The sequence below is a fragment of the Flavobacterium jejuense genome, from assembly GCF_006491595.2.
GTDB classification, from domain to species: Bacteria; Bacteroidota; Bacteroidia; order Flavobacteriales; family Flavobacteriaceae; genus Flavobacterium; species Flavobacterium jejuense.
In genome coordinates this window covers 1-14,872 of the sequence record NZ_VEVQ02000026.1, presented here as the reverse complement: position 1 = coordinate 14,872, position 14,872 = coordinate 1, and the positions used below count along the sequence as shown (strand labels likewise).

The window sequence follows — 14,872 nt, the reverse complement described above, 5'->3', positions numbered from 1 at the left end:
AAAATTGTCCTTTAGTCAAAAAAGAAACCTCGCTTAAATCACTTTAAATGAGGTTACTTTTTTTATTTATTTAGAAAATTTAACTTTTTGGAGAGGTTGTGCAACAGCTACCGTTGTTATGTGCTTTTATAATTTTTTAACCGGTTTATCAGTCAGATTAATATCAAATTCTGACTTTTTAACTTTTCGCCGATTAATTGAAACTGCAACAATTTTCTGTTCCCAATATACTCCTTCATTAATTGTTCGCAATGAGACTCCTTTTGCTAGCTCTGCTATTTCATTAAAATTACCCTCTTTATAATCTTCATACCATTTTGGATTTATGGCTAAATCTTGAGCATAATTGAAAACACCACCAACTTCGAACGATTGTCCACCAAAATTTTCTCCTGTAACAACAGTTTTAGTTCTGATTGTGTTGCAAGGATGATTTAAAATAACAGTGTCATTCAGCTGTTTAAATTGTGTTTTGGATTCATTTACCGTAATGTCAATCCAATATATAGTATCAGAATCATAAGTTTTGAAATACGATTTTTTATCTTTTAATTTCAATACTCTTTTTTGGAGAAGTTTTCCATCTGGTGAAAAATATTCCTTTTTATAATTCCCGTGTTTGAATGTAAGAACCATCTTGGAACCAATAAGCTCTTTTATTCTATCAGCTTGGTATTTTTCTTCGTAAGGTTCATATTCGATTTTATAAATTATTTCACCCTCGAAATATTTCTTCCTTTTCGAGTCCAATTTGTGTCCAGCCGAGTAGAATATCAAAGCTGAAAATATGAGTATAAATATCTTATTCATTGCGTAGTTCTAATTGCACATAACGGTCTAGTGTATGAGCAGTAGCGGACTTTATGCATTTGCTTTTCGGTTAAGCACAAAGATAGTTATAAAGTATAAACTTTTGATTTATCACTTTAACCGCTATTGCTTATACACATTGTTGCCAATAGTGCTTAATTTTTATATTTACGATCCTAAAGTATAATCAAAGTTTGAGTATAATTAGTCAATTTCTACTGTTGGTTCTTGTTATCAATTGTTTTAAGAATAGCATAAACCAAAATCATTGCACTTTTAGAAGCCTCTAGTTGATTAAATGTGTTATACCATTTTCACTTTAAATTTACCCACAAAAACTTGGGCTTTTTCCTTTATTCTTCAAAATAAAATTTAACCGTAGCTATGGCTATGCTTGTATTTTCTTTTTTGACTAAAGAAAAAATAACTGCCTTTTTATTGAGTAATTTTAAAGCAAAACTGGTATTACTTTTGTAATGTTTGTAATATATAATAATCCGCTTTGTGATTATACTTTATGGAACAAAATGGAACAACTGACGATCACCTTATTACCTGCCTTTAAAACCTATTTAATAATACCCTCAAAACAGTGTCTATATTATTAACTAAATCACTCTTTTTTTGATTTACTATTATATCAGGCTGAAGTGCTGTATTTACTTGATTAGATAATCGAAATAATCTTTTAGAATAGGTTATTACCAATTTTGAATTTGGCAAGATAAAACTATCCATATCTTGATACCCATTTGGGTTTGAGCCTGTAGGCTGACCAATAACTTTTGCATTTAACAATTGCTTAAAGAGAGCTGCATTACTTGTTGCTGCAGAAAAGGTTTTATGACTTGTTAATACGAACACACCATTTTTCCAATCAATACTATCTGCAAGATTAAGTGCATACGCTAAGACTGTACCTACATATAAATCGCCTCCTCCATTTTCTCGCATATCAATAATTACCTGCTTCGTTTTATTTTCTTGAATATATGATATTAATTGTTCACCAAAAATTTGCATATCTTCAAAAGTTGGATAACTTTCAAAATTTATATATAATGCTTTTTTACCTGAAATTGAGGTAAACCATAAATCAGGGTTGACATTGTTAGGTTTTTCTATTTCAGGTACCGTTAAATGTATTTCTGAAATACCGGCTTCCTCCCACATTTCAGTAGTAATACCAGCTAACTCCAGAGTTATTAACTCATTATTTTGATTACGAAAACTAAATGTGGCTTTATTTGTTGCGTCAATCAAATTAAGATGAAAAAGTACTTCTGATATAGTTAAATAACTACCTGTTCTATCTTTTAAAGAATATTCATTTTCAACAAATTGAGCTATTTCTGATATTTTTTGAGTAACTGTATCAATCGAAATACCATTAATGGATTCTAATGTAGTTTTGAGAATTTTTTTGTTCTTATTCAATGTTTTTACAACATACCATTTGTTCTCAATCCATTCAATTTCAAATGGAAAACGGTGCGTTGACATATTTCTCAGGGATACAGAAGTATGACCATCATTAATACGCCTTGTTAAACGCATTAATTTTAAAATGATTTTAAAATCACTTAATGACTCAACATTATTATAAATCTTAAACCATTCTTCTAAAAAATCTTCTTTAGTAATCGAATGATATATATCTATATGTTTTTGTTCTAATGAAGTCTTATAAATTTTAAGATCCTCTTTCCAGTTTATTGCATTTGTTGTTTGAGCTAACATTATATTAAACATCGAAGCAATAACAATTAAAAAACAAATTATTGTTTTTCGAAATAAATCCATAACCTTATTTGTTTTCTATTATTTTTAATATTTCATAAACCAAAATCATTGCACTTTTAGAAGCTTCTAACTGATTTAATGTACCAGATATATATATATCTAGTTGTGGGCAATACCATAAAAAAGATGCTGTACTACCAGAATGACCAATAAGTTGCAAATCCCTTTCTGTTTCTGTTAACTTATCGATAGATACTTTTCTTATACCAAAACCGTATTCCATCCCTTTAGTTTCATTCACCCAGTTTTGCATTTCTAAACGAGTTTCTTTTGTTACAATTAGATCTTCATTAAACGCTTTTAAAAAACCTATTAAATCTTGGGTAGTTGAGACTAAACCGCCTCCGCCCCAATCGGCACTTAGGCTTTTAAGAGACGATAATTCATATTCACTTGCATAAAATTTAGCTATATCAAGTGAATTGTCTATCGCAGAAGATTTTAAATTGATGTAAGAACTATGCATTTTTAATGGTTGAAAAATATGTTGCTTAAAGAACTTATCTAAAGATAAACCACTTACGTTTTCAATAATCAAAGCTAAAAGTACATACTCTGTATCTGTATAATGATAGCCTTTACCGGGTACAAAGTGAGGTTTCATCTTCTGTTTAGTAAACTCAATCATTTCTTGGGCTGACCAAGATTTACTAGTGTCAATGAGTAATTGATTGATGATATTTGGACTTCCATCAATGGTTGTATCTGTAAAATAATCTGGTAAACCAGAAGTGTGTTGTAATAAATGAGCTATGGTGAGGTCGTTTGAATACTCTTTACCATTTAAAACGTGAAGATTACTCATTAGTGAATCTGTTAAATATTGAGCGATGTTGTCTTCAAAATTTAACTTTTTTTGATCTTTTAAAATACCAATAGATGTAGCTGTAAGCATTTTGGTAACACTAGCTGTGTAAAATGGACTAAGTATTGAAATAGAATCTTCTTTACTATCAGCTATCTGAATGTTAATGCCACGAGACTCAGAATGCACGTGTAGTACGCCACTTTTAATATTTTCCTTTTCTAATTCGTTTTTAAACAATTTCTCTACCTCCTTATTGATATGTTGCTGACCAAAAGAGGTAATTGAAATAAAAAGTAATAAAATTAGTATTAAATTGCTTTTCATAGCTATGTATTTATTGTTATTCCTAATTATTTATATTTGTAAAGTTAGTATTATAATTAAAACCAGCTAAATCCTAAACCTATATTAAAGGTTACTATGTCTCTTTGCGCATCTCCTTCTAAAAATGCTCTTCCCATCACCAATTTGGACTGTACATTGAATGAAAAGTTTTTCTTTTTGTAAAACTCATATCCTGTACTTGCCATAACTGCACATCCAAAATTCCAATCGTCATTAACGTTTTCTTTAATATCGTAAAGTGCAGGTGAATCTATAGCTAAACCAATACCTCCATGAATCCACAAACGATCTTTTACCCAATATTGTACAGAGGGAATAAAACCGCCAAAATGTCTATCGTTGTCTTGAAAATCGTAAATCATACCAGGCATAGATGCGGTTAATGCCAATTTATCATTAAGCATATAACCAAATTTTAATTCAGGAAAACTGATGGCTCCTTGTGCTTTATCAAAGGTTTGAAGTCCTTCGCTATCTTCAATACTTATAACGCCTCCTCCAAGACTAAACTCAAAGATAAAATCATCGCGTTTTGAGGTTGAATCGAATGTTGAATTGTTTTGTGCAAAGCTTAATGTTGACATTAGGATTAACGCCATAAATGTCATTTTTAATCGGATTTCTGTTTTAATTGTTTTCATAATTATTCGTTTTTTGATTGATTTAAATTTTTTAAAATTTTATACCTATATAAAGGTTGGGCTCAAAAAGGAAATAGTTTTTCCATCTATTATCTAATTGTTTAAATGCATCAGGTGTATTGGTGTCAAAAACCCAAAATTGAGAATGAACCTGAGGTTCGATAAAAAAGCGTTTATTCTTACCAAATGCAAAATGATAACCAAGATGAAACGAATTGTAAAGCTTAAAACCGTTTGCTATTTTTTTGTTGTCAAGATCTAAATAGGTTTTGTATTGTGGTAACACTTCTACTGAGGCAAATAAGCCTTTCCAAAGCATACGTTGATAGGATATTCCTATACCTGTTTCGCGTAAATAACCAGGATAAAATTCGGTTTCAGTATCTATTTTGTCTGTAAGTCCGTCCCACCACTGGATACCCATAGGCTGAAATAATCTCCAAGTGGCCAACTTAATTCCAACAATATTTTTAGCATCTAATTCTTTTTTTATGTGCAACTCAAAATGTTGGGTATTAATTCTTTCGCCACCTTTACCAATGTTACCTAAGATAATAGCAGGAAAGCTAACTCTGTATTTTAAATCCGTGTCACTGTGTTTTGATGGTTCTGTGTTGTTTTGTGCAAAAACATTTAGTGTAAAAAATGTTAAGCCGACGATGAATAGTTTTTTCATTTTAATAAGTATTTAGTAGTTCGTTTTTTGATTTATAATTTGATAATGCAAAGATGTAACAGAAATGAAGGTCTATCGTCCTGAATTATGATTTCAAACCTTTTTACTTATAGTTTTATTTAATTGTAATTTCCTTTAAGTAGAACTTTAAGAAGTAGCTTTTGCATACTATTGGATGCTTCCATTGGTATTTGATGACCTACATCTTTAAACCTATAAATTTCCTTTTCTTTAGCTTTTAGCCTCTTAAAGAATTTTTCGGATAACTTATAATTAGCTGTATAGTCTTTATCTCCATAAAAAATAATCGTTCTACATGGTATTAAAGGTTTATTTTTTAGTTGGTTTATCTTATAAAGTTGGCTATATAATAAACCCCATTTGGTGTACCATTGCTCAAAAAACGCTAAGTATTGGCTAAAGGCATTATCACTAATCGGTTGTCCTTGAAACTCAGATAGCCATTTGAATTGAATAGCCATATCCTTTGCATTATGAAATGGTATATTTATAGCTTTTAACTGCTTAATCGCTTCTTGGTTTTTAATTTTTCTGAAGTGTTTAATAAGGGTTTTATTCAGACTTTTTTGACTTGACAAAAGATTTATGATTGGACTTATGACCACCAATGTTGAAATCTTGTTAGGATGTGTTTCTGATAAATGAAAAGCTAACGAAGTACCCCAAGAATTTGCCACTAAAATAATTTGTTGACGATGAAACGTCTTTAAAATATAAGTGAGTAACTCTTCAGCATCTGATTGCATTAATGCTAATGTTGGACTTTTTTTTAAACCATTTTGCTTTAAGGTTTTCCCTGAACCTCTTTGATCCCAATGAATCACTAAAAAATCCTGTTCTAATGATGCTGTTATTTTTTCACTATGAGCAGATGCCGCTGCTCCAGGACCACCGTGTAAATACAATACTATTGGTTTGTCATGAACACCCTTAAGACTAATGTATTGGTCGATACCTCCAATCTTTACAAAGTAGGATGTGTCTATTTTTTGATGAACGTTTTCTATATTTTGCGCATTCATGTTATACATAAATACACTTAGAAATATTAATAAAGTAGATTTAATTGTCATTTTAATTATTTTTAATTTATTGGGGCAAAGGTGCTTTGAAAAGTAATTATTATCGTTTTAGATTATAATTCAGCACCTATTTAGTCTGTTTATTAAATTTTTATAAACGAAAAGAAAAGGCTTAACAGTTATAGTGTTAAGCCTTTAATTAGTTCTTAGGGTTTTATCTTAAAGCAATGCTTCGGGATGAGAAGTAAGTTTTTCTACGTTTTTAGTGATTTTTTCAATATCCCAATCCCACCATTTTAACTGTAATAGTTTTGAAATGGTAGCTTCAGAAAATCGCTTTCTAATTGGTTTAGCGGGATTACCACCAACAATGGTGTAAGGTTCTACGTCTTTTGTAACCACCGCTTTTGTTGCGATAATAGCACCATCTCCAATGTGAACACCAGGCATAATAGTAGCATCGTGACCAATCCATACATCATTACCAATGACCGTGTCGCCTTTGCTTGGATAGCTTTTGCCTTCCATAGCATGTTGCCAGACACCACCAAATATGGCAAATGGATAGGCCGTTGTGGCTTCAGTTAAATGATTACCACCATTCATAATAAATGTAGCGTCTGAAGCAATCATACAAAATTTACCAATAATGAGTTTGTCTCCTATAAAATCGAAATGGTATTTGACGTTCTTTTCAAAGTTAGACACATCTTCAAAATCATCGTAATAGGTAAAATCACCCACGATAATATTCGGATTCTTAATGATGTTTTTTAGAAAACAAAGCTTATCGTAATTTGCTAACGGAAAAACGGTATTTGGATCTGCTGGAATGTTCATATCTCGAGTGTATTAGCTTCTTCTCTAAAATAGTCTTTTAAATGATATTCTCCATACGTTGGTGCAATATTATCTTCTGCCATTAAGGTTAGAAAAAACTCAATAGGACCATAGGTTTTAACAGAGGTAAATGTTCTTAAACTCCAAATGGTGAATCGTCTTAAACTATCTGGTAAGTGACTGATTTTTATGGGTTTGCTCAATGCATTTAAAGCTAATTCACTAATTTCATTAAGACTTAACAAATCTGGACCTCCTATGGTTAATTCTTTATTGGTTTCCTCTACATTGTCCACAATAAATGTTGCCAAATCTTTACCGTGAATTGGATTAAATTTTTGATGACCCGATCCAAACAAATAGACCCAACCCGATTTAGCCATTTGCAAAAAATCATTCATATCTGAGAAAAAACCATTCGGTCGCACAATGGTATAGTTTAAACCTGAAGCTTTTAAGGCATCGACAAATTTTTCTTTGGCTTCAAAAATTTTCAGATGTCGGTATTTGTCTCCGTTGATTGCCGATACATAAACAAAATGTTTTACACCTGCTTTTTTAGCTTCTTCAAGTAAATTCATATTCGCTTGATAATCAACATCCATATAGGTTAAACCGTCCTTTTGTCTGGTGATGCCTACGGTAGAAATTACGGTATGAATACCTTTACAGATATCTTTTAAGGTTTCTGGCTTTGTAACCTCTGCTTGTTTAAGCTCTAAAAAATTTTCATTATCATTTTTTAGTTTTTTTGGATTTCGAACAATGGCAAGAACTTGATTTTGATTTTCAATTAATTCGTTTAACAGATAACCTCCCAAATAGCCGGTAGCACCTGCCAATAAAATGTTGGTATGTTTCATTTTAAATAAGAATTTTAAACTTTGTTCATCATTTTTCATTCATTAGTTCAATAGCTCTCAATACTGCTTTGTCTCTTTTGTTATTTACTTCATCTACAATTTGTTGAAATTGTCCAGAAATAGAATTAGATGTATAAAGTAGTACATCTGGTTTTATACCTTTTACTTCGTAATTGTTTCCTAGATGATCTAAATATATTTCATTAGATAAGCTAAATTCCCATCCGTTAGGGAGCTTTCTATTTAAAGTATCGGAAAAAATTCCTTCGGTAAATCCACCTATTTTTGTGAAGTTGTCTAAACATAATGAACCCAGCACCAAAATTTCTGTTGCACTAGCAGATGCTTTTGAGGTTAGCAGGTAAACCGGTTTTATATAAGCATCAGTTGAACCTTGAATCCATATCGGTACTGGTTTTGAATAACCATCATTATATTTCGCCATTTTAACACCTATCTGTTTTTTTTCTTCATTGAAGTTGCTTAAAATCTTTAAACTGACTTCGTCATTTCCACCACCATTAAATCGTACATCTAAGATTAGAGCTTTTGTGTTTTTTAAATCTTTCATCACTTCACCTATTATGCTTTCTACCCCTTCTCTTTCATCTGTAGCTATTTCAGTATCCGACTTTTTTGAAGTTTTAGAGGAATATTTACTCCAAAAAGTATTAAAATCGTTGGTGTTGGATATTCCGTAGTCTGCAAAACCTAACATTTGGTTTATTTGTATATAACCTATGTTGCTTTTTAAAATACCCCATCGAATAATCCCATTTCGTTTTGTTTTGATGGTGTCTAATAAATTTTCAGATACTTTTTTTGCTAAATCCCATTCATTGATTTCTTTTATAGAAGACGTATTTTGAGTTCTTTTTTTTAGCAATAGTTTTAATGCATTTTTCTCAATACGTTTAGGAACAGATATTCCTAAATGCCCATCATTAAACTCATTCATCATTTCATAAATGATTAAAAACAATTCATGCTCTGTCGTTCTATGAGTTACCCTAGAACGATACTTATGATACATCTTTTGCCAGTTTATGTTGCGTGTATCATAAAAAGCATAATGCTCATTAAAAGTTTCTGCTAAAACCTCAAAATTATAAATTGGATCCTTTTCTTTATTCTTTGTCTTTTCACATATTTTTATATCTGTTTTTACAAAGTAATAGTCATTAATTCCTATTTTTATTAGTAAGGTATCTTTAGTCAATGAAATATTTTCCACTAAATCGGAAAGATTTCCCTTTGAATTTATTACGCAGGATATGCTAGTATAATCCTTTAGAATATAATTCTGATTTTTAATAGTTAGCATCCTTCCATATCCCATAGATTTCCAATTACCATTAAATGTTTGTCCATAAAAGGAAAAAGAAATAAAAACACAACAAATAATTAATAAATGTTTCATTTGATTTTGAATTAATTATGTTAATTTCCTTTTAAAGATATAGCGTGTTATAAAAATACCGCTGTTGTCTTTTTCGCCTGCATCACTTTCAACAGCACTTGTTACAAAGACTAAATCCCAACCTTCAGAAATCATAGCCGTTAATTTCGAAGATATTAAAGTATCATTTGCGGCTATGTTTTGAAATCGTATACCTCCTAAATTAAAGAAGTTTAACAATTTTGTTTCTTCAAAATTTTTAACTCTAATATCTTTTCTTTTCGATTTATTTCGGGTTTTGTCTTCTTCTGTTTGACTAGAAGTATATGATTTATAATCTCTATCTTCATTTGATGAAACGATACGTGATCTTCCTAAACCACTTGAAACAATAGACTCAACACTCGTTATAACTCTTACTTCGTATTTTGCTTTATCATTTTCTTGGGCAAAAACACTTCCAGAAAACATTGAGAATAAAACAATTACTAATACTATATTTTTCATATTTATTATTTTAATCTTCATCTCTGTTGTATTAATTAAATTCGTTTATTAGTAACTGCTCTATTATGAAATTGCGTTGCGTTCCTGTATCGTCTTGTTGATTGCTTAATAGTACAATAGTGGCATCGTACTCTGGTATAAAACCAATCATACTCCAATACCCATTAATATCTCCACCGTGCCAATACATGGTGGTATTTCCCTCTTGTGTGGTAAACCAACCCAAGCCATAATCGGTATAACCACTTGGTACGTTTTGAGTAAATATTTCGGCTTTTTCAGCCTCTGAAAACCAACTGTTTTTTACTGCATTTACCCAAGTTTCCATATCTTTTGGGGTACTACTAAAATCGCCTGCACCAAAAGCGATTGTCATTGGGTATGTGCTATTTGGAATGCCATTTAAATAGCCCTGAGCGTGTGTATTTTCATCTACTATATTGGTACCTTTATAAGTAGCCGTCATTTGTAAATGCGTAAGTATTTTTTGTTGAATATAGTCGTGGTAAGACATTTGAGATACTTCTTGAATTAATAAAGCAGCAATAAGAAAGTTTGAGTTGCTATATTGTTTACTTGAACCTGGTGAAAAATCGAGACCATTTTCAGAAATCAATTCTTTAATTACTTCGTATATATCTTCTTCATCCAAAGTTTCTCCTTGTTCGTATGCCTCCTCTACTATAAGTTGATAATTTGGAATACCCGATTGATGCGATAATAATTGTGAAATACTAATTTGACTACCGTTTGGAAATTCAGGGTCAAATTCATCTAAAGTTTGATTAAAACTATTGATTAAGCCATCACGTTTTAATTGGACAATGCCTGCTGCGGTTAATGTTTTGCTCACTGACCCGATGCGATAATCGAGATTGTAATCTTGTGCCAAAGCTGTGGTTTGGTTTGCTAGTCCAAATCCTTGTCTCACTAAATCGTTTCCGTTTTTGGTTACAATGACGTACCCTTGAAAATCAATTTCAGTTAGTAAATTTTCAATCGTTGTGTAATTGTTTGGTTGTGCGTTGTTGTCATCATCTTTTGAACAAGATGTAAAAAGTATTATGGTAGTTACCATAAATGCTACTAAAGTTTTGTGTAAAGTTGTCATAACTGTTCGTTTTTTGATTATTAATTAAATGATGATGCAAAGATTCATCAGATAACTAAAGCAATCGTTCTGAATTATAATATGAAACGAACTGAATAAGATTTGCTACGAATTGGCTTTTAACCAAGCCTTAGGGGTAATGCCCTCTGTTTTTTTGAAGTACGTATTAAAGACACTTTTTGAATTAAAGCCGCTATCATAAGCCAATCCAAGAATGGTGAGGTGTGAGTTTTTAGGATCTAAGGCTATGGTTTTAAAATGATTTAAACGATACGAATTGACAAAGTCATTGAAATTAACGTCAAATGCTTGGTTAACTAAATAAGACATTTTATTTGTATTTAACCCTAAAACATCTGCTACAAATTTTAATGTTAATTGTGGATTTAAATATGGTTCGTCTTCCTTAAAATAACAAAGTAATTTTTCCTTTAAACTATCAATTTGTTGTTTGTCTAAAAGAATTGAAGGTGATTCTTCTTTCGCTATTTGAAGGGGTATAAGGTCTTGTAAAACTAAATTTGATTGATGCAGCTCAGAAAAGCCATTGAAATTTTGCAAGGGTTTAAAAAAAGGTTCTTGTCTAAAGTTGATGACTTGACCTCGTCTTAGACTTATCATTTCTTTTAAGCGAGAAAAACCAAGTTCTTTATGGTTTGAATTACATAAAATAAATATATCATAAGGAACTAACATTGTTAATTTATTGTCTCCTTTAGACCATTTTGAAATATCATCATTTATTATTTCCGAATCCTTTTTATTAATGAGGTTAAACAATAGGTTTTTTTCTTCAATTAATGAGGTATTCTGAATAAACGAGTTAAACTGCTCAGTGTCATTCAACCATATTAAACAGAAACATTTTAAGTGATGTGATAATTCTAGCTGAGGGTTCAACGTTAACGCATAGTCTATTGCTTTTAGTGCTTTATCAAATTGACGTTGATAGTAGTATATATGAGCTAAGGTATAATGATTGTTAGCCGAAAGCGGATCTACCTCTAATAATTTGTCGGCATATTGTAAAGCTATATCAAAAAAACCGAGCGCAATACATAATTCTGCCATCGCTTCTAAACCATCTATGTGGTTTGGGTTTACCTCTAAGACTTTGTTTATATGCAAATAAGCATTTTTAAAATCCCATTCTTCCCAGAAAAATTTACCCACAAAAGACAATGGATATTCTGGTAAAGAGGTATCTATTTCCTTAGCAATTAGTAAATTACTTATTGCTAAATCCATCGCTTCTTGGTAGGGCATATAGCCCCACATTGCCAATAAGCCATAGCATTGTAAATTGGCGTAGTATGCTTTTGCATAATTCTTATCGAGCGCAATGGCTTGGTTGTAAAATGTAATAGCCTCTTTTATGCTTTCGGGTGTCCATTTTAATTGTAATGAACGTCCTTTTAAAAACAATTGGTAAGCCTCAATATTATTTGTGGGTTGCTTTATTAAATGGTCTTGCACTTCAAAATGCCCAAAATTGTTTCTGACCTCGTTTGCTATAGCTAAACTAATTTCGTCTTCTAATTCAAAAATGTTAATCAGATCTCTATCATATTTTTTGGACCAATAATTTATACCATCACTTACATCTATTAATTGCGCTGTTATTCTAACTTTATCTTGTGCTTTTTTTATACTCCCTTCAAGAATTGTGCTTACGTTTAATTGTTTACCAATTTCCCTAATATCAATGTCCTTACCTTTAAAGGCAAAAGATGAGGTTCTTGCGATAACTTTTAGTTGGTCAACTTTTGTAAGTGCATTTATAATCTCTTCAGTAATTCCATCGCAAAAATAGTCGTTATCAATATCACTGCTCATATTGACGAAAGGAAGGACTGCTATGGACTTTTGATAATTCAAATTTTACAGAATTTAGTAGAATATATTACTTGTTGTTGTTTACACTTACTTACTCTCGCATTATTGGCAACGGTTTTGTATAAGATTAGTTGCGTGGTTTAAGCACTAAAGTTAGCAAATAAATCACAAATAGAAAATCCGCGAGGACTTTCGTAAACAGACTAGAACTAGCAATTAATTTTATACGTTGTTGTGCACAGTATTTTTCTTTTTTAAATTCAGTAAACCACCAAGTATAACAGACGACATACCAATTAAGTATGCTATGTAAAATGGCTCGTTAAAAAAGATTATTAAAAAAATTGATGATAAAACAGGTGTTAAAAAAACAAATGGAGCAACAAAAGACGCTTCTCCAATTTTAAGAGCTTTAATCCAAAATATATATGAAAGACCATTTACTAAAAAGCCATTTATTAGAATTGGTATAACTGTATTTAAATTAGGTATTTTAAATTCAGAATAAAAGTTCATTGATATAAAAGAAGCGAAACTAGCTGTTAAAAAGTAAATTGTTAATAATAGCATATCATCCATTTTTATTTTTTTACTTAACACAGAAAACAATGCAAAAACAAATGCTCCTGTAAACACTATTATGTCGATATTTATATTTTCAAATTTTAATTGTTCAAAATTTCCTTTTGTAAGAACTAAGAAAACACCTATAAATCCCAATAGAATAGATGTTGTTTTAGATAATGTTAGTTTTTCTTTTAATAGAATGAGGGATAGTATAACAATTAAAATTGGCCAAGAATATTGGACAATTAATACCTCCATTCCTGGTGCATTAGCATAGCCAAAATATAATAATACATAATATAAATAGGTGCCTAAAAAACCTAAACAAATAGCTTGGAACCATTTGATTTTTGAAATATCACGTAGTTTTTGAAGTTTTTTTTTAAAAAGGGCAATACCTAAAAAAAACATTAAAGAAGATAGGCTTGACCAAAAAAGAAATTGATGGTTATCTAATCCATTTTGTCCTAATTTAGATACTACAGGAATCAATGCCCATAGAAATACGCAGGCTATAATATAGATGATAGATTTATTCATAGAAGTTTACTTTACATTTATTAGAATGCACAAACTTCTATTTTCTCGTTATTATCTAATAGGACTATTTGGGATTAGTATGGTATTATTTGGAATTCAAATTTAATTTAGAAAATTTTCTATACGTTATAGGTGTTTTTTCAAAGTGTTTTTTAAACGCTTTTATAAAATAAGAGCTTTCAGAGTAACCGAGTTCTCCGACAATTTCTTTAACACTCAAGTCACTGTAACGTAACATTCTTGCAGCTTCATTTAAAATGTAGGTTTCTAGAAATTTTGCTGATGTTAGCCCTGTATTTTTTTTGAGTATTTGATTCAATTTTTTTTGAGAAGTAGCTAATTGTCTAATATAGTAAGCCATTTGTTTTTGTTCTTTGTATTGTGTTCTTACCAATTGCACAAATTGTTCTAATATTTTTACATCACTATCTAAATCGTCTATTTCTGTAAAGTTTTTAAATCCCTTTATTTTAGTGAGTAGTATATGTAAATAATCCTGTAAGATAGTAACAGTATTATTTTGGTTCTTATTAAAATAATGATTTAAAAGATTGAATTCATTATTAAGTATTTTAATTTCTTCACTCGGTATTTTGATATAGGCTTGATCAATGTTGTGAAACAGTAGAGTAGATTTATTCTGAAAACGGTCTAAAAAACTATCGCAAAAACTAACAACATAACCTTGAACATCTTTATTATATGTTATTTTGTGTAAGTAATAAGGTGCTAAAAGAAAAATAGTTCCGCTTGTAAAAGTGTACTTTCTATTCTCTATTATATGAACTCCAGAACCGTTTTCAATCCAGACAATCTGATAAAAAATATGTCGATGTAATGATGTTCCATCATTATTTAAGGTTTGGTATCTACCATCAATAATTTTGTCTACTACAATTTTTTTATCATACTTCTTAAGTAATTTTTCAAACTCTTTTTTTATCACTTAATGGTGGTTTTTATATTGTGCACAACGTGTTTGTATATGGTGCGTTGCGTGGTTAAGCAACTAATTTAGCAAATAAAAACCGAATAGAAAATCCGCGAGGATTTTCGTAAGTAAGCCAGCACTAGCAATGCATT

14 protein-coding genes are annotated in these 14,872 nt (G+C 30.6%); all 14 read right to left on the bottom strand.

All coding sequences use genetic code 11. The annotated features are described in order from the left end of the window. Nucleotides 1–126 precede the first annotated feature (126 nt). The 14 genes from FIA58_RS20820 to FIA58_RS21765 all read right to left on the bottom strand — a co-directional run bounded on the left by FIA58_RS20820 (nucleotide 127) and on the right by FIA58_RS21765 (nucleotide 14,735). A complete protein-coding gene (locus FIA58_RS20820) occupies nucleotides 127–810 on the bottom strand; it encodes a hypothetical protein (protein ID WP_140964628.1) in 684 nt (227 codons plus the stop codon). A gap of 561 nt (nucleotides 811–1,371) precedes the next feature. Then, complete coding sequence (locus tag FIA58_RS20815; RefSeq protein WP_140964627.1) at nucleotides 1,372–2,613, bottom strand: S41 family peptidase; 1,242 nt, start codon at nucleotides 2,611–2,613, stop codon at nucleotides 1,372–1,374. A gap of 4 nt (nucleotides 2,614–2,617) precedes the next feature. Next, the gene (locus tag FIA58_RS20810) at nucleotides 2,618–3,745 is read right to left on the bottom strand and encodes a serine hydrolase domain-containing protein (protein WP_140964626.1); all 1,128 of its coding nucleotides are present in this window, start codon (nucleotides 3,743–3,745) and stop codon (nucleotides 2,618–2,620) included. A gap of 56 nt (nucleotides 3,746–3,801) precedes the next feature. After that, nucleotides 3,802–4,407, bottom strand: coding sequence for a hypothetical protein (locus FIA58_RS20805; protein ID WP_140964625.1), 606 nt, complete (start codon nucleotides 4,405–4,407; stop codon nucleotides 3,802–3,804). Nucleotides 4,408–4,438: 31 nt separating this feature from the next. Next, complete coding sequence (locus FIA58_RS20800) at nucleotides 4,439–5,083, bottom strand: hypothetical protein (RefSeq protein WP_140964624.1); 645 nt, start codon at nucleotides 5,081–5,083, stop codon at nucleotides 4,439–4,441. A 119-nt stretch (nucleotides 5,084–5,202) separates the two neighbouring features. After that, nucleotides 5,203–6,177 (bottom strand): alpha/beta fold hydrolase, encoded by a 975-nt coding sequence (locus FIA58_RS20795; RefSeq protein WP_140964623.1) that lies wholly within the window; start codon nucleotides 6,175–6,177, stop codon nucleotides 5,203–5,205. A 168-nt stretch (nucleotides 6,178–6,345) separates the two neighbouring features. After that, nucleotides 6,346–6,966, bottom strand: a complete 621-nt coding sequence (locus FIA58_RS20790; RefSeq protein WP_140964622.1) for a CatB-related O-acetyltransferase — start codon at nucleotides 6,964–6,966, stop codon at nucleotides 6,346–6,348. Continuing rightward, nucleotides 6,963–7,829, bottom strand: coding sequence for an SDR family oxidoreductase (locus tag FIA58_RS20785; protein WP_140964621.1), 867 nt, complete (start codon nucleotides 7,827–7,829; stop codon nucleotides 6,963–6,965). The genes FIA58_RS20790 and FIA58_RS20785 overlap by 4 nt, the downstream gene beginning before the upstream one ends. A gap of 28 nt (nucleotides 7,830–7,857) precedes the next feature. Next, nucleotides 7,858–9,249 (bottom strand): S41 family peptidase, encoded by a 1,392-nt coding sequence (locus FIA58_RS20780; protein WP_140964620.1) that lies wholly within the window; start codon nucleotides 9,247–9,249, stop codon nucleotides 7,858–7,860. Between the two features lie 15 nt (nucleotides 9,250–9,264). Next, nucleotides 9,265–9,699 (bottom strand): hypothetical protein, encoded by a 435-nt coding sequence (locus FIA58_RS20775; protein ID WP_140964630.1) that lies wholly within the window; start codon nucleotides 9,697–9,699, stop codon nucleotides 9,265–9,267. Nucleotides 9,700–9,766: 67 nt separating this feature from the next. Further along, on the bottom strand, nucleotides 9,767–10,846 hold the full coding sequence (locus FIA58_RS20770) for a serine hydrolase domain-containing protein (RefSeq protein ID WP_140964619.1): 1,080 nt from the start codon (nucleotides 10,844–10,846) through the stop codon (nucleotides 9,767–9,769). A 105-nt stretch (nucleotides 10,847–10,951) separates the two neighbouring features. After that, nucleotides 10,952–12,724: a helix-turn-helix domain-containing protein gene (locus tag FIA58_RS20765; RefSeq protein WP_243754720.1), complete on the bottom strand. Its 1,773-nt coding sequence runs from the start codon at nucleotides 12,722–12,724 to the stop codon at nucleotides 10,952–10,954. A 180-nt stretch (nucleotides 12,725–12,904) separates the two neighbouring features. Continuing rightward, on the bottom strand, nucleotides 12,905–13,789 hold the full coding sequence (locus tag FIA58_RS20760) for a DMT family transporter (RefSeq protein WP_140964618.1): 885 nt from the start codon (nucleotides 13,787–13,789) through the stop codon (nucleotides 12,905–12,907). An 85-nt stretch (nucleotides 13,790–13,874) separates the two neighbouring features. Next, nucleotides 13,875–14,735 carry a helix-turn-helix domain-containing protein gene (locus tag FIA58_RS21765; RefSeq protein WP_140964617.1) on the bottom strand — a complete coding sequence of 287 codons (861 nt, stop codon included), beginning with the start codon at nucleotides 14,733–14,735 and terminating at the stop codon, nucleotides 13,875–13,877. Nucleotides 14,736–14,872 lie beyond the last annotated feature (137 nt).